This window comes from Synechococcus sp. Nb3U1 (assembly GCF_021533835.1).
Lineage (GTDB): Bacteria > Cyanobacteriota > Cyanobacteriia > Thermostichales > Thermostichaceae > Thermostichus.
Window position 1 is genome coordinate 634,104 of record NZ_JAKFYQ010000001.1, and the last position, 21,454, is coordinate 655,557.

The following is a 21,454-nucleotide window of genomic DNA, read 5'->3' on the forward strand; positions in this document are numbered from 1 at the left end:
GTGCATGGGCAATTTCTTTAATGTCAGCATTGAATTTGATCGAGACAAAGTTAATGAGACCATTTTCTCTGCAATCTTGAATAAGCAAAAAGGCTATGTCTGCTCTATTGAAAGCAATAACCTCTCTATTGCCAATATCAATTCTGAATATAATACGATAATTAACAGATCTTTGGTCAATATATGTGATGGCTCCGTGTTGGCTAAGATCCTTGCCTGTATTCACCAACAAAACTTTGATTCATATATAGGTGCAGAGCTGTTTCTGAGTTTTATTGAATTACGCACCTTCAAACAATATTTCCTGGGAAACACACAAGAGGTCTTGGACAGCCTGCGAGAGAACCTTTCCAAGATCGATCCTGCCATTCGAAAAATGAGATTTTGCCCGTTGCCTTTCGCAGATGTGGAAATGTTTGACTATGCTGCCATTGCCAAAGATATCAATGCCGAACAACCCGATATTATCTGGGTTTCTCTTGGGGCTCCCAAGCAGGAAATCTTCATGCACAAGCTACTTCCTTATCTCGATCAAGGAGTGATGTTTGGTTTTGGTGCGATCTTCAACTTCAATGCTCACACCGGAAGCGTGAAACGCGCCCCCAAGTGGATGTTGAGGTGGAGACTGGAGTGGCTGTATCGAGCCTACGAAGAACCTCGGAAGAATATTCCCAGATACGTTCGTTTCCTTTGTCTCCTACCCCGCTTGGTTTGGCAGGAATATCGGAGCCTTAGGGAGCAGCAGCGTTTAACCCCCTAATCTTCGTCTTCGTCCTCCACTTCTTCATCGAGATCCAGCAATAGAGCATAAAGCTGGTCGAACAGTTCCGGTGGGTCATCTGGGGTCAACAGATAGGGATCCCCTTCCTCCGGCAGGGCGGCGTAGATCAAAATCGGGTCGAGAGGGGTAAAAATGCCGTACTTCTGCTCTTTGTAGAAGAATGTGGCCAGCAGCTGAAACTCTTGGGCATCTTCGTCGCTTTCGCCGATTTCCAGCACGTCTTCATCTTCGACTGCGGGCAACTCCCCTTGGATCGTGAGGATATCAAAGCCATTTTGCTGCAAGGTTAAGTTCAACTCCCCCAAGACAGCCTGGATTGTGGGCATCGCCGCCTGTAACTCCTCTGGATCCGGTTCATCCAGGATCCCTTCCATATCGGCATCTCCGTTCACGGGTTGGCTGGGTTCTTCTTCCCCTTCCCACACCAACACTTTGATTACGGCATCGACAGGAGTGACCAGGGCATAGGTTTGATCCTCGACTACAACCTGCCTCAAGATCTCGCACTTGAGGAGCTGATCTTGCTCGTCGCGGAGCACCAAGGTCTCATGGGATTCATTCATCGAAAACAGCCCAGGGTAGATGAGCAAACGGACAGGTTCAACAAAAGTTCATTCTCCCACGTTCTGCCCCACTGCCAAGTTCAGGGATCCGTTTCGGGTTCATCCTCGGCATCTTCAGGTTCAGTTTCTGCTTCGGCTTGCCGTTCCGCCTCGGCTAGGGCTTCTAGGGCCAGCAGAATTTCTTCTTCCCGCTCGGTGTAGGCGGCTTCGTCAATCTCCCCCAGATCCAGTTGGATTTGCAGGGCGGTGAGTTCTTTTTGCAGATTTTCTTTGTTATCCAGTTGGGCCTCGGCGCGTTCTTGAATTTGCCCCGCCAGCCAAAACAAACTCTGGGCAGGCCACGTCAACAATTGCCAGACCATTGGAGGAATCCTAACCCCGATGGGCTGATCCTAGCAGTGGGATGCCAAATAAGCCCGGTAGTTGGCGACTTCCGTTTGGCAGCGCTGCTCATCCCAACCCGCATGGTTGCGCAGAATCCTCAAAATATGGGGCATGGGCTCTTGGCAAGGATATGCCTGTATACCGACCGTCGTGCGCCGCAGCAGCAGATCCACCAGGGTTTGGGCCATTTCCGTCTGAAGGGCAAAAATCAGTTGGGCGGCAATATCTGGCCCGGGCGGGGCGATGGACTCCGCTAAGTCTGGGTTGGCTGCCACGAGTTCCAAGACCTGGAGAGCCCGGGATCCGTACAGGGTAAACAGGTGATGCAGGGTGCGGGCCGGGAGAAGGGGAGCATAGGTGCGTAGGGCTTCTGCGATACGTGGATCCTGAGGGTGGATCGCGCCCGGAAAGGGCTGGGTTGGGGTAGGGCAGGGGGGAATGGGTTTGCCCAGCTTGCGCAAGACTTGATCCACACAGTCTTGGCCCACCTGTCGAAAGGTGGTGAGTTTGCCCCCGATCAGGCTGATCAAGTTGGGGATCCCTTCTGAAGCGTGATCCTTGAGGATGTGGCTGCGGGTGATCTGGCCGGGTTTAAGACCTTGGCTGTGGGGGAGGGGTCGAACGCCAGAGTAGGTGAAGCGAATTTGGGCTCGAGTGAGTTGCGCATTGGGGAAAAGCTGATTGACCTCCTGCAGGAGGTAGTCTATTTCTTCTGGGGTAGCTCGCACGGTGTCCAGATCGCCCTTGTAGGGAAGGTCGGTAGTGCCGATCAGCAGCAGCGAGTTTTCCCATCCCCAGGGCACCACAAATAAGGGGCGGCCATCGCTCTTGGCCTCCACGTACAGGGCGCTGGCGGGGGATCCGGGAAACGGTTCCACCAAAATGTGGCTACCCTTCGTACCCCCAATCAACGGTTTATATCCAGGCCGCAGGGATCCCAACAGCGAATCCAACCAGGGGCCAGCCGTGGCCACCACGATGGCAGTTTCCAATCCGGTTAGGCGAAACGGCACTCCTGTGATGGGATCCTGTCCCTGTAGGGTATGGATCCCGTTGGGGCCAGCCTCAATGTGGGTCACTTGGGCATAGTTCACCACGGTCGCCCCGGCTTGCTGGGCCGAGAGTACCGTCTCTAGACACAGACGCTCCGCATAGACCACCTGCCCGTCGTAGTATTGCGCTGCCCCGAGCAAATCTTGGGCATCCACTTGGGGAAACAGTTGCCGAAAAGCCGCCGCTGAGAGCATGCGGTGGTTGGGCAAACTTTTGTCAAAGCTGAGCAGGTCGTACAGGGTCATGCCAGCCTGAATTTGCCAAGGTGGGCGTTGCCCCTGCCGATAGATGGGAATGGTTAGTTGCAGGGGACGTACCAAATGAGGAGCTGTGCGCAGCAAAATTTCTCGTTCCCGCAGCGATTCCCGCACCAGAGCAAACTCAAAAGTCTCCAAATAACGCAGGCCACCATGAATCAGGCGGGTCGACCAACTGGTGGTGCCGCCACCAAAATCCCCTTTGTCCAATAGGAGGGTGCTCAACCCCCTCAGGGCTGCATCTCGCGCCACTCCAGCTCCATTGATGCCTCCGCCGATGACCACCAGGTCGTAGGATCGGTGCACCGGGATCCGTCCAGATCTGGGTACATAAGGGGATGTGGATGGGGGATCCAATGACATGACAAGCTCTACTCACTCGGGGTCGGGGGTTGGCTCGCCCTTCACCATCATGGCCCTTGATCTGGGCACCACCGGCAATCGCGCCCTTCTCTTCGATCAACACGGGCAAGTTCTGGCCCAAGCCTACCGCGAGCTACCCCAGATTTATCCACAGCCGGGCTGGCTGGAACACGATCCACAGCAGATTTGGCAGGATACCCTCTGGGCGATGCGTACTGTTTTCCAGAAGGCCGGCATTCGCGCCGAGCAGGTGGCTGCTGTTGGATTGTCTGTGCAGCGAGAAACCTGTTTGCTTTGGGATCCGACCACGGGCCAACCTCTCCACAACGCTATTGTCTGGCAGGATCGGCGCACCGCGCCTCTGTGTCAGGAGTGGATCGATCGAGGCCTCGAACCAGAGAGATCAGCGAACGCACCGGGCTGGTACTGGATGCCTATTTCTCCGCCAGCAAATGGGCCTGGCTTCGGGATCATCTCCAACCTCAAACCTCCGCCCAAACTTGGGAGCGGGTTTTGGCGGGTACCATCGACAGTTGGGTGATCTGGAAGCTGAGCGGGGGATCTCTTCACGTGACAGATGACAGCAATGCCAGCCGTACCCTGCTCTACAACCTACAAACCCGCCAGTGGGATCCAACCCTCTGCCAATGGTTTAGGATCCCGATGAGCTGGCTGCCGCAGATCCGCCCCAGTGTTGGCATTGTCGGCCATATCACCCCGGAGCTCTTGGGGGTCGCCATTCCCATTGCGGCCATTTTGGGCGACCAACAGGCGGCTCTGTTTGCCCATGGCTGCGACCGGCCTGGGTTGATAAAATGCACCTACGGCACAGGCTCCTTCTTGGTAGCCCACACGGGCCCAACCATTGCCCGTTCTCAACACCGACTGCTCTCCACCCTGGCCTGGACAAGCCCCAACCAACCGGCTGGCTACGCCTTGGAGGGCAGCATGTTCACCAGTGGCGCCTGCATTCAATGGCTGCGGGATGGCTTAGGGATCATCCATTCGGCGGATGAAACCGCCTCCCTAGCTCAACAGATACCCGATAACGGTGGCCTCTACTTTGTGCCCGCCCTCAGTGGCTTGGGAGCTCCCCACTGGGACATGAGTGCTCGGGGCGCCTTCTTCGGCATTACCGCCGGGATCCGCCGGGAGCATCTGGTGCGGGCGGTGCTGGAATCGATCGCCTACCAGGTCAAGGAGGTGGTGGATGCGGTCGCCCAGGATATGGGATCCCCGTTGCAACGGCTGAAGGTGAATGGGGGGGCCTGTCGCAATGATTTCCTGATGCAGTGGCAAGCCAATGCCCTGGGGATCCCTGTAGAACGCCCGCAACTGTTGGATGCAACTGCCCAAGGGGCTGCCTTTGCTGCCGGTTTGGCGGTGGGCTTTTGGGAAGACTACTCAGGCTTGGTGGCTGCACGACCCGTGGATCGGGTTTTCCAGCCAGAGCCCACAAACGACTTAGCCCAAACCTGTTTTCGCACCTGGCAAGAGGCTGTGGCTCGGGCTAAACAATGGCCGGATTGATCCGGATTGATGCTGATGAATGAAAATGAAAGGGATTAATCGTTCCAGTGGTGCTTCTCGATCCAGTCCATCAGCTCCCAATCGGAATGAGTGCAGAGCCGGTCGCCCGTAATCGGGTCTTGGGCATACCACCAGATAATGCCGTTGCCATCCACCCACTGACGTACCCGCAATTCATCGCACGCCGTCAACACTTCCTTCAGGTGTTCCCAAGCATGGCGCAAGCCCTCAAGCAGCGCCGGAGAAGAATGAGCTCCACTGCCATATTCGGCAGCTAGTTGCCGTTGTTCTTGCTCTAGTAACTCCACCAAGTGGGTGTTGTTGGCTGCCCTGGCTGCTTCCAGACGATGAGCCAGAGAGGCAGCGATGTTTTGTTGATGACGGGCAAGGAGATTCACTCCAGTCATTTCGGCGGCTGCGTTCATAAAATGCTCCACATCAATACCTCTACAGGATCAATCCTAACGTAAATTCTGTAGCAAAAGCTACGGAAAATAACAGAATTGTCATTGTTGCGATAGTTGCACTACCGGTATGCCAGACACGAAAGCCTGATATACGGAACATTCACAAGTTGCCTCCATTGCCCATGGGATATAACGGACTAGCCCGTGTGTAGGGAAGAGATCTCGGACAGACAGGTGGAGGTGTGCTGTGGGGCGATTTTGGGTTGGGTTGGGTGCCGTGGCAGCCCTCTGGTGTAGCAGTGCTGTGGCAGGGCCTTTGCCGGAGGCGGTTTGGGGGGATCCCACCTGTGGCCTGCCGGAGGCAGAACGACTAGAGAAACAACAGCTCCTAGAAGCCAGCCTCACCGATCCCCAAGCTGCTGAGCGCTATCGGGCCTTGATCGGATCCCATGCCCAGCGACTGCAAGCTTGTCGAGCCCAAACTTGGCCGCAAACTCAGGCGGTGTGGCTGCGACTCTACGATACCGATGCGCTACCCGGCGTGCTAGACGAAGTTTTGGATCGGATTGTTAATCGAGGTTACAACCAGGTTTTTGTGGAAACCTTCTATGACGGGCGGGTGTTGTTGCCAGAAGCCGATAATCTTACCCCTTGGCGTTCGGTGCTACAGGAGGCGGTGGCTGCCGGGATCCTCCCCGCCGATAGGGATCTGCTGGCAGAGGTGATTGAGAAAGGTCATGCCAGAGGCTTGCAAATCCACGCTTGGATGTTCGCCATGAATTTTGGTTACAGCTACAGCGAACGCAGCGAACGTGCCCCTCTATTGGCCCGCAATGGCCTCGGCGAAACCAGCATTGCCCAGGCTCGCTTTGATCCGGGCCTGCTCATCGATGGGCAAGCCTTTTACGAAGATGCCTACGAAACTGAACATCTGTTCGTGGATCCTTATCATCCGCAAGCCCGCCAAGATTTGATCACGGCCATCACCGCCATCTTGGCCCGCCAACCGGACGGCGTCCTGCTCGACTACATTCGTTTCCCAACCGCCGTCGGAGCGGACAAATGGGTCAGCCACCCCCATGAACTGTGGATCCATGCTGAGGCCAGCCGCACAGCTCTTTTGGAGCGTATGCCCACCCGTCGGGAGCGAGAACTCTTGCAGCGCTATTTACAAAATGGATCCCTGTCTGGAGCCGATGTTGCCCAGGTGGATAGCCAGTATGGGGATGAACCGCTGCCGTCGGTGATGGATCGGTTGCGCACCCACGCTCGCCGTGCCCAGCGTTACGAAGCTCAGTTTTGGCAGCATTCCATAGACCATGCCCTGCAAGGGGTGATCGACTTTTTGGCCGCCGTTGCAAAGCCTGTGCAAGCGGAAGGGATCCCTGTGGCGGCTGTGTTTTTCCCCGGTGGCAACCGCATTCAAAATGGAGCTTATGATGCCAAGCTACAACCCTGGGATCGCTTTCCGGCAGGGATCGAGCGGCACCCGATGAGCTATGCCATTTGCGGAGAAAACAATGCTACTTGCGTTGCCGATCAAGTGGGAGAGGTGATCCGCAAAACGCCCGTGGGTACTCCCATTTGCCCGATTTTAGCTGGCACTTGGGGGCAACCCTTCGGGGGCCACGCCAGCCTGGAAATTCAGATGGAGGCCCTAGAATCTCGCTATCCTCAACTGGAGTGTGTGAGCCATTTCGTCTACTCCTGGATGGAGCCAGACTCGGATCGGGATCGCAAGTTCCGCCTGCAAAGCCAAACTCGGGGACTATAGGTCTCTTCTACAGGTAGGTCTTCTCTGCTATATCAGATATATCAGGTCAGATATATCAGGTAACGCTGGAAAAGGCTGTATCCCGGTTCAGTAGCCATAGTAGTTGGAGCGCCACCAAGCCACCGGCAGTGCCAAAGCCTTACTGAGGGTGGAGACATAGGCACGGGTGCGAAACACCTGGTAGTGATTGCGCTCAATTGCATTGAGGATTTGTCGATACAACATCAAGGAAGCCGCCACCGGCCAACGGGAATCTGGCTGGAGGGTACGGATCCCTTGTTCGGCTTGGGCGTAGAGCTGTCGGGCCCGTTTGATCTCGTAGTCCATCAGGGCAATCCAGCGCTCGTCGATCACATAGTTGAACAGATCCCGCTCCGAGTAGTTGAAGCGGCGCAGATCTTCTAAGGGCAGATAAATCCGTCCCCGCCGGGCATCTTCCCCCACATCCCGCAAAATATTCGTCAGTTGCATGGCAATGCCCAAGGCCACCGCCTCTTCAGTGCCATCCAAACCTGGCACAAAGCCCATGATCTCAGAAGACATCAGGCCCACCACCCCCGCCACCCGGTAGCAGTAAAGGCGTAGATCTTCCCAAGTGGCGTAGCGCTGGGTATCTAAATCCATGCTCTGGCCCAACAGCATGTTCCGGAAGGGCTGAATCGAGAGCTGATAGGTTTGGATGGCGTTAATCAGGGCCAAATCTGTGGGGACCTGGGGTTCGCCCCCCTGAAACAAGGCTTCCAAATGGGATCCCCAGTGTTCCAGTTTGCTGCGGGTAATCTCCACCTGCGTATTGCTGGCTTCCAGACCATCCAGCAGTTCGTCGGTTTGCCGCAACCAAGCATAAATGGCCCAAATGGCATGACGCTTCGGTCGGGGCAACAACAGGGATCCCAGATAAAAGGTCTTGGCATGCTTGGCCGTAATCTGGCGACAGAGGGCGATGGATTGATCAAGCGGACTCATCTGGCTCATCTCCAGGGGCGCAGGGCCAGGACAAAACGGGGATCCAAACAGGAACGGCACAACATAAACACTACGGGAAAGGGGACACAGTAGATCAGCCTAGGCAGCAAAGTCGAGGGAAATCCGGGTAGAGGCTTCTCTGATCGGTAGCGATTTAAACGCTGGAGGCCGTAAGGGTTGGAGGGGTGGAGGATGTAGTGGAGGTTACCGATGGGATCCCTTTCCCTTGGACAATGGCCTCAGCAGCCCATTTGCCGGAGAGGATGGCCCCCTCCATACTGCCGAGGAAGGGTTGCCGGGTGTAGCTGCCCGCCAAAAAGAAGTTGGGGATCGGGGTAGCCTGGCTGGGGCGGTATTGCTGTCTGCCGGGGATGGCTTTGTAAACCGAGCGAGGGGTTTTGACGACTACCCACTTACGAATTTGAGCCGGGTTAGGGCCGCTCAAGTGTTGCGGGAAGAGTTTTTTCAGCTCTTCGAGGGTGGCGGACAAGATCTCCTCATCGCTGCGGTCGATCCACTCGGCGGCGGGGGCCAGCACCAACTCCAGCATGGAACGGTTGGGGTCGGCGTATTCCCGGCAGGTGTTGCTCATGTCGGCATACACACTCAGCAAGGGGGAACGGGAAAACAGGGAGTGGTCAATCTCCGTCAGCTTGCGGTCAAACCAAAGTTGCAGGCTGATCACCGCTACCCCTTCCAGTTCCTGCAACTGCTGAAAATATGGGATCCCTTGCCACTGAGGGGGCAACAACACCTTGAGGGGATCCACCGAAAGAGCAGAGACGTAGGCATCGGCAGTGATTTCAATCGGTGCGGATCCCTCGCGCAAGCGGGACGGAGTCCTCTCCTCTCGGGTAAAGCAAAATCCCCGCACGCTCCCATCCGGGTTGAGGGAGATCTCCTGCAAAGCCATATTAAGATGCACTTCGCCGCCACGGGCCACAATGTAATCCACCATCGGCTGGCACAACCGCTCGGGGGGGGCGCCGTCTAGGTAGGCAATTTTGGATCCATCCTTCTGCTGCAAAAAGCGATTCAGAGCCGTTAGGGGAACGGTGGCGGAAATTTCGTCGGGATTGATGAAGGCTAGCGCCTTAGAGACAGCGATGAAAATATCGGTATTCACCCGCTCATCGATGCCCTGCCGCCGTAGCCATTCCAACAGACTATAGCGATCCATCTGCTCCACATACCCTTGCCCTCGGATCATGGCTGGGATGAGACCGATGGCAAACTTCACCTTTTCCCCCCAGGTGAGCATGTCGTTGTTGCGCAAAATGCCGACGATAGCGTTGAAGGGGGCAGGGATATCCGGTAGGTCAAACCGGGAGTAGGTGCCGGGCTTGTCCGGCTGGTTAAAGATGAGGGCGTGTTGTTTCCATTGCAGGCGGTCGGAAATGCCCAGCTCCTTGAACAGTTGCAAGGTATTAGGATAAGCCCCAAAAAAGTTGTGCAGCCCCGTCTCGATCCAGTCGCCGTCAGCATCCTTCCAGGCGGCCACCAGCCCCCCGAGCACATCCCGCCGTTCGAAGAGGAGCGGTTGATACCCGGCATCACAGAGATACTTGGCACAGGCCAGCCCCGCTAGCCCTCCTCCAGCAATGGCAACGCGCATGATTCTGATGGCAAAGGAACAATCTCATTCTATTTGCAAACCGTTACAATTGCTCGAACTGCTTCTGGTGGAGAGGGGTTAGGTGCGGTACAGCCCTTTCCAGCGTTATCCAATACAGCAGATTCAGGTCAATCCCTTGCTCTATGAGGGTTTTTGGCTAGCTCAAGGGCCTGCGTGAAGTCTCTGCATCTCAGGCAATAGCGCAAATCTAGCGACGGTAGCTGAGCCGCCCTGCAGAGATCTGACTCTGGCGACGCTTGCGCCAACGTTTCCAACCGGAGATCATCCAATCGCTGAGGCTGTGATTCATGGATCCCAGCTCCAGCCCCATGCCAATCCAAAACAGCAGCTCGCCATGCACCTGCAGCAGTTGCCAAAGATCGCTGCGCCACACCCAGGGTTGCCACATCCACCAGCCCCACAGGGATCCCAGCCAGGCCCACAACAGGCCAAATCCCCCCACCCACAGGCTGAGGTACAACACCCGCACTACTGTGCCCAAAATTGGCCCATGGGACCAAAAGGAGCGATGCCGCATCCATTTGCGGTAGGGCAACCAAATCCAGCGCAAGAACAGCCAGCGCTGATACTGCCGAGAGCGGGTATCCAGATCCCCAGAAAACATCAGACCACTGAACAAATAGGCGGATCCCACAGACAAAGCGATAGTGGTGCTGTTCCCCAGCAAACCGGCAGCTAAAGTAATGCTCGGGGCCGTCCAGAGGGTAATGCGATCGTGGGTGGATCCTAGGGGCATAAATCGGAGCTGGGCAACTGCGGCTCAGTTTACCCGCTTGATCGGCATAAGGCTTGCCCCAGCGGGATCCCTGAAAGCAACGCTACAGTAAAGTTCTCAGGAAAGTTTTCGGGATCCCTTGCACTGCCATGACTGCCCCCCTGATCCAAAACCGCGACATTCTGGAAAACCGCCTTAAAGAGCTTCCTGCCGAACCCGGAGTGTATTTGATGCGGGATGCCACGGATCAGATTCTCTATGTGGGCAAATCCAAAAAGTTGCGCTCCCGGGTGCGATCCTACTTCCGGTTTACCAGCGATCTATCTCCTCGCATTCAGCGCATGGTGGTTCAGGTTTGTGAGATCGAATTTATCGTCACTGACAACGAAAGTGAAGCCTTAGCCCTAGAAGATAACCTGATCAAAACCCATCAGCCTTCCTATAATGTTCTTCTCAAAGATGACAAAAAATATCCTTATCTGTGCATTACCTGGTCAAACGCTTATCCCCATCTCTACATCACCCGTCACCGTCGTCTTCATCAAAACCAAGACAAATACTATGGCCCCTATACTGATGTGGGCCTATTGCGCTATACCCTTGGCTTAGTGAAGCGCATTTTTCCGCTGCGACAACGGCCTAAGCCCCTATACAAAGATCGCACCTGTTTGAACTACGATATTGGGCGCTGTCCGGGTGTCTGCCAAGGCTTGATCACCTCAGAGGACTATCGCAAAACGTTGTCTCAGGTGGCGATGATCTTTCAGGGGCAGACGGATGAACTGGTTAAAGATCTAAAAGAGAAAATGGCCCAGGCAGCCGCCCAGGAAAACTACGAAGCTGCGGCCCGATTCCGGGATCAAATTCGTGGCCTAGAACAACTGGGAGAATCTCAAAAGGTTTCCTTGCCCAACTCTACCGTCAGCCGCGATGCTCTGGCCTTGGCCATGAACGACTCCCGGGCTTGCATTCAACTGTTTCAGGTGCGAGCAGGCAAGTTGGTGGGGCGCTTGGGGTTTATTGCCGAAAATCAGGGGGATGATCCAGCCCTTATTTTGCAGCGGGTGTTGCAGGAGCATTATCAATATTGCGATCCCGTCGAGATCCCGTCGGAGATTCTGACCCAGTATGAATTGCCCGAACATGATTTCTTGGAGGCTTGGTTGAGCCAGAAGAAAGGCCGCAAGGTGAGCCTCATCGCCCCGCAACGGCAGAGCAAAGCCGAGCTGATTGAGTTGGTGGAGCGCAATGCCGAGTTGGAGTTGACCCGTACCCAACGTTTGGCGGATCGGGATGCGGCGGCGCTGGAACGCTTGGCGGAGGTACTGGATTTGCCGGAGGCACCACGGCGGTTGGAAGCCTACGATATTTCCCACATTCAGGGATCCGATGCAGTGGGCAGTCAGGTGGTGTTTATCGATGGGCTGCCCGCCAAACAACATTATCGCCGCTACAAAATTCGCAACCCCGAGGTGCGTTCCGGTCGTTCCGATGATTTTGCCAGCCACGCAGAAGTGGCCCGTCGTCGCTTCGGCAAGATGACTCCACAGGATCAACCGGATCTGGTGCTAATCGATGGGGGCAAGGGGCAATTGTCAGCGGTCATGGCTGTCCTGATGGAGTTGGGGTTGGATCATCTGCCGGTGATCGGCTTGGCCAAGCGGGAGGAGGAGATCTTCTTGCCAGGGGATCCCATCCCCATCCGTCTGGATCTTCAGGATCCGGCCCGGTTGTTGCTGCAACGGCTGCGGGATGAAGCCCACCATTTTGCCATTACCTTTCATCGTCAGCAGCGGAAAGTTCGTCAACAGGCCTCCACGTTGGATGAAATCCCCGGACTGGGCCAACATCGGCAAAAGCTCTTGCTGGAGGAGTTCCGCTCCATTGCCCGCATTCAGATGGCCTCAGAAGAGCAGTTGGCCCAAGTACCTGGCATTGGCCCGAAGCTCGCCCGGCAGATTTACCTCTACTTTCACCCAGATACCCAAGCCGAATCCCTAGGGACCGCGCAGGTGGGTTAAGGCAATGACCGGGATCCCGATGATCCCCCCAATAGAATTCATCATTTGCGCAATATCCATTCAGCAGATTGGCTGTGTCTGTCTGCTTTGCCCCAACTTTAGAGTGAGGGTAGGTGGAGCAGTTCGTCGGGTCAACGTATGGGTATTCCGTGCTTGGCTACAGCCTTTTCCAATTTCATGGACGACACAAAGTCAAGAAGAACTTCTTGTCGGACAAAGGGTTGGCCTGCATCGGCTGTAGTCTGTATCGCTGGAAAAGGCTGTGTTCTTGGCTTGGCTGCAAATTTGATGGTGCCTCTATTCTTTCTTTGTCCAATCCCCCCAGGCGGGATCCCTAATCCATTAACCCCTGATTGGGCAACACCCATACACGCCTGAAGTGTGCCTCCTTCCCGCTCGGTTGAGCGAGTCAGAGATAAACTTGTGCCCCAGAAAACATCGCTCAGAGCGAAAATGATACATACTTTCAAAAGAGCGGCTGTCTCTTTTCACACTTTAAAGCCGCTGATGACGACACGGGGGATCCCAATGCTGACTGGGTTTGATGTGCTCCTGGAGAATGCTCCTGTCGGGATCTTCCGTATGGATCTAGAGGGGCGGTGTTTATTTGCGAACCCCAAGTTGGCGGAGATCTATGGTTATGCCTCCAGCACCCACCTAAGGCGCCACCTGTCGGATTTTGGCCATCGGTTCTACACCAATGCTGCCGGTCGTCGTCACTTCTTCCGGGATCTGCTTCAGGGCCAAGTTGACGATGGGGGATCCGCTCAAGAATGGCATCTCCACAATCGCCAGGGCTTGGATGTGTGGGTGCGAGAACAGGTTCAGATAGGGCGAAACACGGCAGGGGATCCCCTTTATTTGGAAGGATACGTGGAGGATATCACAGCCCAAAAACAAACCGAGAAAGCCCTGGCTGCTAGCCAAGAACGTCACCAAAGCTTGATTTGGGCGATCCCTGAAGTGTTGGTCATCTTCAGCAAAGAAGGCGAGTATTTAGAGCTGACCTATCCGCCAGAAAACGCCCACTTTACCTCGATTCCGCTGGAGGATTTTCAAGGTAAATCCGTAGGAGATCTGTTTACGCCAGAAGTTGCCGATTCGTTGCAAAGACTGATTTCTCGTTGTCTGGCTACGGGATCTCGGCAAACCCTGGAATACCCTGTCACCACCCTTAAAGGAGAAGCCCGCCATCGAGAAATTCGTATGGTACCTTACGGCTCGGATCGGGTTCTGGGCTTGATCCGAGATATCACCGATCGCAAACAGATAGAATTGGCGCTGCTAGAAAGTCAACAGCGGCTTTGGGGCATTGTGGAGTCCTGCAACCTGGGTATTTCTCTGGTTCCCCTCGAGGCAGAGGCCAAACCCCATGGGATGAACCCAGCCCTCGGCGATATTACCGGATATTCTGCAGAAGAATGGAGGACTTTGCCCCTAGAAACTTATATTCCTGACCCCGCCGATGTCGAGACTTTGAAAACCTTTTGGCAGGAAATGGTCAGCGGACAGCGCAGCCACTACGAGCTAGAACACCACTGCACCCGCAAAGACGGCCAAACCATCTGGGTGAAGTCTCAGGTGTATGTGGTCAAGGATGAGAATGGACAACCTTTGTTCGCGGTCTCCTTTTTGGATGATATCAACGAGCGAAAACACATTAAGTCTGCTCTTGAAGAAACCAGAAATCAATTGGAAGGCATCTTCAATTTCTGTGGACAGGGGATCGCCCTTATGAACTTTGATCCCGACCCTCAATATCTCAGCCTGAATCCCGCGATGGCGGAGATCACCGGGTACAGCGAGGAGGATTGGCTGAATTTGAAGGTGCAGGATTACACTCCCCATTTTGAAGACCAGGAACGGGGAGAAATGCTTTGGGAAGAACTAATCGCCGGACACATCAACAACTACGAATATGAGAAAATCATTCGCCGCAAAGACGGCAAAGAGATTTGGGCGCATTTACAGCTATTTGCAGTGCGGTCTCAACAGGGGGATCCCTGCTTTATCTTGGCTTTTGTAGAAGATATTTCCGAACGAAAAAAAGCTGAAATTCATCTGCGAGAAAGTTTGGCCGACCTAGCCCGCAGCGAGGCGCGTTACCGTGCTCTTTACGAAGCGATTCCAGACATGCTCTTGCAAGTGGATCGGCAAGGATTAATCCTGTCCTACAAGCCTCCGCGTGGATTTGCCGCCGCCTATGAGAGTGAGCAATACCTCAATCACTACGCCCAAGACCTATTCCCAGAGCACTGGACAACCTATTTTGGCCTGCTCTTAGAACAGGCTTTTCAAACTGGACAGATTCAAGTGGCAGAATATCCGGTTCCTCAGCTTTCTCAAGAAGAACTACCTGAATACCGAGAAGCCCGTCTGCTGCCCTTTGGGCCAGATGAGGCCATTGTATTGGTGCGAGATATCACTCTGCGTAAGCGTCTGGAAGTGCTACAGCAAGCCCGTGAAGCTGAGTTGCATGCCCTGGTGCAGAAACGTACACAGGAACTGGAACGCAGTTTGGAGTTTGAATCGATCCTGCGTCGCCTCACCCATCAAATGCACGAAACCTTGGATGAAGGCACCATTTTGCAGACGGTGGTGCGAGAACTAGGGACTTTTTTGAGGGTGATCTTTTGCGATATTGGCATTTACGATAACCGCAGAATGTACTCCCTGATCAGCTACGAATACACGACCCTGCCCACTCCTGGCATTGGGGATCAGGTGTACATGGAAGACTTCCCTTTCATTTATGAACAACTGTGGCGAGGGTGGTGTTTTCAGATATGCGATCGGGATCGTCCTAGGGATCCCGAAACTTCCCCTCCTTATCTAACGAAGTTGGCTTGCCCTATTACTGATGATCAAGATGATCAAGGCATTATCGGCGATCTGTGGTTGGCGCGTTTCCCTTCTGAGAGCTTCAGCGAATGGGAAATTCATTTGGTACAACAAATGGCGGCTCAGTGTTCCATCGCCATTCGTCAGGCCCGACTGTACCGCAGCAGCCAAACCCAGGTGGTGGAGCTGAAAAAACTGAACCAACTTAAAGATGATTTCCTGGCCACCGTTTCCCACGAATTAAGAGCTCCACTCACCAATATCAGTCTTTCGATTCGCATGTTGAAGCTCAGTGCCAGAACAGCTCCCCTGGATCCGAAGCAAACTCATTACATCGAGGTTTTGGAGCAGGAATGCGAACGCGAGATTTCCCTAATCAATGATTTTCTGGAACTACAGAAACTAAGTAATAATACTCTTAGTCCTCGTCAAGAGCGACTGTATTTGCCCACGTTCCTGGCTCCCTTGGTCGAGAAGTTCCGCCAACGGATGCAGGAGCGCCAGCAAACGCTATATGTTCACTGGGATCCCCGTCTGCCCTTTGTCCAAGCGAATCCTCGCCTGTTGGAACGGCTGGTGCGGGAACTGCTGACCAACGCCTACAAATTCACCCCTCCTCAAGCACACATCCACCTAGAAGCCCTGTCCCTTGACCGCGATTGGGTGCAACTGCACCTGACCAACACTGGCACCACCATTCCCGTCGAGCAGCAAGAACTGATTTTCGAGCGGTTTTATCGCATTCCCCAATCGGATCCCTGGCAGCAGGGGGGAACAGGGCTTGGATTAGCTTTGGTCAAGGAGATTGCCAATCATCTAGGTGGGGCTTTGCAGGTGGAGAGCGGCGATCATCGAACCACTTTTATCCTCAGCTTGCCCATAGGCTGATTCCGTTGACGATCCGGTTTTGGTCACTTATGGTGAAATCTACCATATTGACTACCATATCGAGAAATTGCCCTTCTCAGCCAGAAGGGCGGTGGAGGGGGTGGGGTGAAAGTAGCGCTGTTACAACTAAACTATACCGTCGGCGACCTGAGCGGGAATGCCGAGCGGATTCGTCTGGCGGTGCAGGAAGTGGCTGCGGCGGGAGCAGAGTTGGCAGTTACTTCCGAGCTGGCTCTGTTGGGCTATCCTCCTCGTGATTTGTTGCTCTACCCCGCCCTGATTCAGAAAGCGAGCCAAGTTTTGGAGCATTTGGCCAGCCAGTTGGCGAACAGCATTCCGGTGGTGGTGGGATCCGTTCAGCGCAACCCCATCCCTGCGGGCCGCCCCCTCTACAACGCTGCCGCTTGGCTAGAACAGGGGCAGATCCGTCATTGGTTCCAAAAATCCCTGCTGCCCACCTACGATGTGTTTGATGAAGATCGCTATTTCGAGCCGGGATCCCAGTCGCAACCGATTCAGTACCGTGGCTATCGGCTGGGGTTCACCATCTGTGAGGATGTTTGGAACGACCGCGACTTTTGGCAGCATCCACGTTATCACAAGGATCCGGTCGAACAGATGGCCCAATTGGGTGCTGATCTGCTGATCAACCTCTCTGCCTCCCCCTTTAGCCTGGGCAAACAAAAGCTGCGGGTGGACATGCTGGGATCCCTAGCCCGCAAGCACAATCTACCGATTCTTTACGTGAACCAGGTGGGGGGCAACGACGATTTGATCTTTGACGGGGCCAGTTGTGCCCTGGATCGCTCCGGCCAGGTTTGGGCCCAAGCCGCTGCCTTTGCGCCAGATCATCTCATTCTGGATTTGGCTGAACTGACTCAGTCTCCGGGATTCCCCCAGAGACAGACAACGGTGCCCACTGGATCCCGCTGGCCGGCAGAACCGGAAGTCCAACTCTACGAGGCACTGGTTTTGGGGACCCGCGACTATGTGGGCAAATGTGGCTTTCAGGAGGTGCTGTTGGGCCTATCCGGTGGGATCGATTCTGCCGTCACTGCTGTTATTGCCGCCGCTGCCTTGGGGCCAGAGCGGGTTTTGGGGGTGCTCATGCCCTCTCCCTATTCCAGCGCTGGCAGCCTAGAAGATGCTTATCAACTGGCCAAAAACTTGGGGATCCCGACCCTAAAATTGCCCATTCAGCCCGTCATGGACAGCTACCGCGACCTCTTAGCAGAACCCTTTGCGGGGCTAGCTCCAGACATCACGGAAGAGAACCTGCAATCCCGCATTCGCGGCACCACCCTCATGGCCCTTTCCAACAAATTTCGGCGGCTGTTGCTGACCACGGGCAACAAATCGGAGCTGGCGGTAGGCTACTGCACCATTTACGGGGACATGTCCGGTGGGCTGGCGGTGATCTCCGATGTGCCCAAAACCTGGGTGTATCGACTGGCCCATTGGATCAACCGCGACCAAGAGCGGATCCCACTTTCCACCCTCACCAAACCCCCCTCAGCGGAGTTGAAGCCGGAGCAACAGGATAGCGACAGCCTGCCCCCCTATGACATTCTGGACGGGATCCTACAGCGACACATTGAGCAGCACCAATCTGGCCCGGAGTTGGTGGTGCAAGGGTACGATCCGGAAACAGTACAGCGGGTTTTGAGGTTGGTAGAACTAGCCGAGTTTAAGCGGCACCAAGCTGCTCCTGGCTTGCGAATTACGGATCGGGCTTTTGGTACCGGCTGGCGGATGCCGATTGCCAAGCGTATTGAGGGAATTCTGTAGAACCTAGAGGCACCCCAAAGGTTGAAGGATCCCGTGCTTTTTGGGGATTCTTTATCGGATCAGGAGCAGGCATGATACAACTGCTAATCGAACCAGTCACCCATTGAGGAGGAGCTATGGCGATTAAACGGGGAAGTCTAGTGCGAGCTGTTCGCGAACAATTGCAGGGGAGCCTAGAAGCCCAAGCCAGCGACGCTTTGATCCCCAACTATGTCTTCGAGACCGCTGGCGAGGTCGTGGACATGAAAGACGACTATTTGCAGATCAAGTTCGGGGTTGTCCCTACCCCTACCATTTGGCTGCGAGCTGATCAAGTGGAAGAGATTGGTGGTTGAATAGGAGCATTCGTAGCTCCACGTCTCCACAGCAATGGCTGGGTTGAGGTGGTTTGATGGTTCCTCTGGCTTCTCCCACACACGAACAACTGTTGCAGCGCCGCCGACTTCTCCGTCAGCAACGGCGGAGCCGGTTTTGGCAGGGATCCTGGCGACTGACCAGTTCAATGGCCGTCCTCGCCCTGCTGGTGCTGGGCCTACGGCAGCCCTACTGGCAGATCCGTCAGCCGGAACAAATTCAGGTGGAGGGCGCCGACTGGGTTGATCCCGCTTGGATACGATCCCAGTTGCCGTTGCGCTATCCGCTCGATATTTGGCAAGTTCAGCCAGCTGTTTTAGAAGGGGCTTTACTGGGATCCCCAACTCAACCCTCCCCAATCGAGAGTGTTCAGGTGCGGCGACGGCTCCTGCCCGTGGGTGTGATCGTCCAGGTGCGGGAACGACAACCGATTGCACGAGCAATGCGGGATGATCAACTGGGTTTGGTGGATATCCAGGGCAACTGGGTGGCTCTCAACTCTTTTCGAAGTCATGCTCTCGACCGTTCTACCCGTCCCCTGCCCCAGTTGGAGTTACTGGGTTGGGAGAGCCATACCCCGGAGCAATGGGCGCTTTTGCTCAAGGCTCTACAACAGTTGGAGATTCAGATCGAGGCGGTGGACTGGCAAGGGGGCGGGGCGATCACATTGCGTACCGAACTGGGCAATGTCTACCTAGGGCCAATTTCCGACCGATTAGCGCTGCAAATTCAAACTCTCAACCAAATGCGGGATCTGCGCCGTTACTGCGACTGTACTCCTGACCAAATCGTCCACATCGATCTGACTAGCCCTACAGTGCCCACCCTGCAACTCACCCCTAGCGCCAGCCAAGAGCGTTGGCAGCTAGATCTGCCCTAAACCCATATGAACTTTCCAGCCCCCTCTGAAGTGGCGGTGGACGCAAAGCAGTTGTGGACGGCTTACCCGGGCCGCCCACCTGTGTTGCAAGGGATCGATCTGCAGGTCAAGGTTGGAGAGCGTCTGGGGGTAATTGGCCCGAATGGCGTGGGCAAGACCACCCTGTTCCTCACCCTCTGTGGTCTGTTGCCAATTCGCTCTGGCCAAGTGACCTTGTTAGGACAGCCGCTCGTGCTAGGAGAATTTCGCCCAGAGGTGGGGTTGGTGTTTCAGGATCCCAACGATCAACTGTTTGCCCCCACCGTCGCCGAAGATGTGGCCTTTGGACTGCGCAACTTAGGTGGTTCGGAACAGGAGATCACTGCTGGCGTTCAGGCAGCGCTCCACCACACCGGCACTCTGCACCTGGCGGAGCGCCCCCCCCACCATCTTTCGGGTGGGGAAAAACGCATGGTGGCAATTGCCGGGATCCTGGCGATGCGACCGCAACTGGTTCTTTACGATGAGCCGACCGCCAACTTGGATCTGCGGGCACGGCGGCGGCTGATCCAGTTCCTGCACCAAACTTCGCAAACGCTCCTGCTGGCTTCCCACGATCTAGAGCTGATTCTGGAGGTGTGTGAGCGGGTGATTCTGCTGGATCAAGGCCGTATTTGGGCATCGGGATCCCCAGCTCAGGTGATGAGCCAACCAGACCTAATGGAAGCTCATGGCCTGGAGGTGCCCTACTCGTTGCGGCGATGAGCCAGAAGCTAGAGGCTGTTGTCGAGCGAAAAATGTCAAGAATTATTTTTTAATTAACAGTTATTTGGCCTCTCTTAATAAAAAGCTATCACGCTAATTAAAAATATTGATTTTTGTTCAGGATCAATTGGGGATATCATTTTGTTAAGTTGGAGAACCTTCCTCTGGGTCATCCTGATCGATTTTGTATGATCGGTTTTGTGCAAGAAAGATATGGATTTTGGCTCAGAGCTGGCATTTTTGTCCTCCTGTTGGGTGGTCGAGGTTTAGCCAAGATAGCCTTCTGATCAAGGTTTGGGCAAAAGTTCCTCTCTGATGAGATTGCATAAGCGAACCCAATAAGCGAGATAAAATTGCCTCATTGCTTGGTTTTGCGACGTTCAGGAACTCAATGTTCAAAAGTGGAGAGTTGATATGCCTATCGCAGTAGGAATGATCGAAACCCGCGGGTTTCCGGCAGTGGTGGAAGCCGCCGATGCCATGGTGAAGGCCGCTCGGGTTACCTTGGTGGGTTACGAAAAAATTGGCAGTGGTCGGGTCACGGTGATCGTGCGGGGCGACGTCTCGGAAGTACAGGCTTCGGTGGCCGCCGGTTTGGAGTCAGCCAAGCGGGTCAGTGGCGGTGAGATCCTATCCCACCACATCATTGCCCGTCCTCACGAAAACCTAGAATTTGTATTGCCCATTCGCTACACCGAAGCCGTCGAGCAGTTCCGCACCTAGAGGTTGGACGTCCTCAGGGATCCCTGGAGGGATGCCAGCGCGGCAATGGGGCTAGGCCCCTCAATCTCAATGTTGGTGTTGAGTTTACATTCGCACCCTATCCTCGAATTTCAGCATAAGGAGTACATATGGCTATTGCAGTCGGCATGATTGAAACCTTGGGCTTTCCCGCGGTGGTGGAAGCCGCCGATGCCATGGTGAAGGCCGCTCGGGTTACCTTGGTGGGCTACGAAAAAATCAGCAGTGGCCGGGTCACGGTGATCGTACGGGGCGATGTCTCGGAAGTGCAGGCTTCGGTGTCTGCCGGGATCGATTCTGTGAAGCGGGTCAATGGCGGTCAACTGCTCTCCTGGCACATCATCGCCCGTCCCCACGAAAACTTGGAGTATGTTCTCCCGATTCGGTATACGGAAGATGTGGCCCAGTTCCGCGAAGGGGTGAATGCCATCCGTCCCTTCACCCGTCCCTGATGCGTATCGCCATCGTCCGGGGCACCGTTACCAGCACCCAGAAGGATCCCAGCCTGACGGGCGTGAAGTTTCTGTTGGTGCAGTATGTCGATCTCCAGGGGCAGCCGCAACCGGACTACGAAGTGGCCGCCGATCCCGTGGGGGCCGGAACCGAAGAGTGGGTACTGGTCAGCCAGGGCAGTGCTGCCCGTCAACCGCAGGGGAATGAAACTCGTCCTCTAGATGCGGTGGTGATGGCGATCATCGATACTGTCAGCGTTGGCGGTCGCTCCCTCTATAACAAGCGAGATCAACGCTAGCTGGGATCCACCCTTTT

At 55.0% G+C, this 21,454-nt stretch carries 18 protein-coding genes and 1 pseudogene; 12 read left to right on the plus strand and 7 right to left on the minus strand.

Going from position 1 to position 21,454, the window contains the following annotated elements:
• Positions 1-4: 4 nt before the first annotated feature.
• The gene (locus L1047_RS02905; protein WP_235277250.1) at positions 5-760 is read left to right on the plus strand and encodes a WecB/TagA/CpsF family glycosyltransferase; all 756 of its coding nucleotides are present in this window, start codon (positions 5-7) and stop codon (positions 758-760) included.
• Here the strand turns inward: L1047_RS02905 and L1047_RS02910 are convergent.
• The 3 genes from L1047_RS02910 to glpD form a co-directional block, all read right to left on the minus strand.
• Positions 757-1,344, minus strand: coding sequence for a DUF3727 domain-containing protein (locus tag L1047_RS02910; RefSeq protein WP_235277251.1), 588 nt, complete (start codon positions 1,342-1,344; stop codon positions 757-759). The two genes, L1047_RS02905 and L1047_RS02910, sit on opposite strands and share 4 nt — an antisense overlap.
• A gap of 80 nt (positions 1,345-1,424) precedes the next feature.
• On the minus strand, positions 1,425-1,706 hold the full coding sequence (locus L1047_RS02915) for a gas vesicle protein GvpG (RefSeq protein WP_235277254.1): 282 nt from the start codon (positions 1,704-1,706) through the stop codon (positions 1,425-1,427).
• A 30-nt stretch (positions 1,707-1,736) separates the two neighbouring features.
• Positions 1,737-3,401: a glycerol-3-phosphate dehydrogenase gene (glpD, locus tag L1047_RS02920; protein ID WP_235277256.1), complete on the minus strand. Its 1,665-nt coding sequence runs from the start codon at positions 3,399-3,401 to the stop codon at positions 1,737-1,739.
• On the opposite strand from glpD, the pseudogene glpK reads away from it, so the two are divergent.
• A pseudogene (gene glpK / locus L1047_RS02925) lies at positions 3,400-4,931 on the plus strand (glycerol kinase GlpK). The gene glpD and the pseudogene glpK sit on opposite strands and share 2 nt — an antisense overlap.
• 35 nt (positions 4,932-4,966) lie before the next feature.
• Here the strand turns inward: glpK and L1047_RS02930 are convergent.
• Positions 4,967-5,356, minus strand: coding sequence for a hypothetical protein (locus L1047_RS02930; RefSeq protein ID WP_235277258.1), 390 nt, complete (start codon positions 5,354-5,356; stop codon positions 4,967-4,969).
• Positions 5,357-5,585: 229 nt separating this feature from the next.
• On the opposite strand from L1047_RS02930, the gene L1047_RS02935 reads away from it, so the two are divergent.
• Entirely contained in the window at positions 5,586-7,112 is a 1,527-nt protein-coding gene (locus L1047_RS02935; RefSeq protein ID WP_235277260.1) for a family 10 glycosylhydrolase, read from the plus strand.
• Between the two features lie 87 nt (positions 7,113-7,199).
• Here L1047_RS02935 and L1047_RS02940 read toward each other — a convergent pair whose 3' ends face one another.
• The 3 genes from L1047_RS02940 to L1047_RS02950 form a co-directional block, all read right to left on the minus strand.
• Entirely contained in the window at positions 7,200-8,078 is an 879-nt protein-coding gene (locus tag L1047_RS02940) for a phytoene synthase (protein ID WP_235277262.1), read from the minus strand.
• Between the two features lie 154 nt (positions 8,079-8,232).
• A complete protein-coding gene (pds, locus tag L1047_RS02945) occupies positions 8,233-9,693 on the minus strand; it encodes a 15-cis-phytoene desaturase (RefSeq protein WP_235277264.1) in 1,461 nt (486 codons plus the stop codon).
• A 208-nt stretch (positions 9,694-9,901) separates the two neighbouring features.
• Positions 9,902-10,450, minus strand: a complete 549-nt coding sequence (locus L1047_RS02950) for a metal-binding protein (RefSeq protein WP_235277265.1) — start codon at positions 10,448-10,450, stop codon at positions 9,902-9,904.
• A gap of 128 nt (positions 10,451-10,578) precedes the next feature.
• Between L1047_RS02950 and uvrC the strand changes: the two genes are divergently transcribed.
• From uvrC to L1047_RS02995, 9 genes are all read left to right on the plus strand, one after another.
• Positions 10,579-12,450 carry an excinuclease ABC subunit UvrC gene (gene uvrC / locus L1047_RS02955; protein WP_235277266.1) on the plus strand — a complete coding sequence of 624 codons (1,872 nt, stop codon included), beginning with the start codon at positions 10,579-10,581 and terminating at the stop codon, positions 12,448-12,450.
• Between the two features lie 528 nt (positions 12,451-12,978).
• Entirely contained in the window at positions 12,979-16,179 is a 3,201-nt protein-coding gene (locus L1047_RS02960; RefSeq protein ID WP_235277267.1) for a PAS domain S-box protein, read from the plus strand.
• Positions 16,180-16,284: 105 nt separating this feature from the next.
• Complete coding sequence (locus L1047_RS02965; protein ID WP_235277268.1) at positions 16,285-17,967, plus strand: NAD+ synthase; 1,683 nt, start codon at positions 16,285-16,287, stop codon at positions 17,965-17,967.
• 116 nt (positions 17,968-18,083) lie between these two features.
• Positions 18,084-18,302: an NAD(P)H-quinone oxidoreductase subunit O gene (gene ndhO / locus L1047_RS02970; RefSeq protein WP_235277269.1), complete on the plus strand. Its 219-nt coding sequence runs from the start codon at positions 18,084-18,086 to the stop codon at positions 18,300-18,302.
• Positions 18,303-18,358: 56 nt separating this feature from the next.
• Positions 18,359-19,201, plus strand: a complete 843-nt coding sequence (locus tag L1047_RS02975; protein ID WP_235277270.1) for a cell division protein FtsQ/DivIB — start codon at positions 18,359-18,361, stop codon at positions 19,199-19,201.
• Between the two features lie 6 nt (positions 19,202-19,207).
• A complete protein-coding gene (locus L1047_RS02980) occupies positions 19,208-19,945 on the plus strand; it encodes an energy-coupling factor ABC transporter ATP-binding protein (RefSeq protein ID WP_235277272.1) in 738 nt (245 codons plus the stop codon).
• Positions 19,946-20,359: 414 nt separating this feature from the next.
• A complete protein-coding gene (locus L1047_RS02985) occupies positions 20,360-20,668 on the plus strand; it encodes a carbon dioxide-concentrating mechanism protein CcmK (protein ID WP_011430450.1) in 309 nt (102 codons plus the stop codon).
• A 128-nt stretch (positions 20,669-20,796) separates the two neighbouring features.
• The gene (locus L1047_RS02990; protein WP_235277274.1) at positions 20,797-21,138 is read left to right on the plus strand and encodes a carbon dioxide-concentrating mechanism protein CcmK; all 342 of its coding nucleotides are present in this window, start codon (positions 20,797-20,799) and stop codon (positions 21,136-21,138) included.
• The gene (locus tag L1047_RS02995; protein WP_235277276.1) at positions 21,138-21,437 is read left to right on the plus strand and encodes a EutN/CcmL family microcompartment protein; all 300 of its coding nucleotides are present in this window, start codon (positions 21,138-21,140) and stop codon (positions 21,435-21,437) included. Before L1047_RS02990 ends, L1047_RS02995 begins: the two co-directional genes overlap by 1 nt.
• The last annotated feature ends 17 nt before the right edge of the window (positions 21,438-21,454 follow it).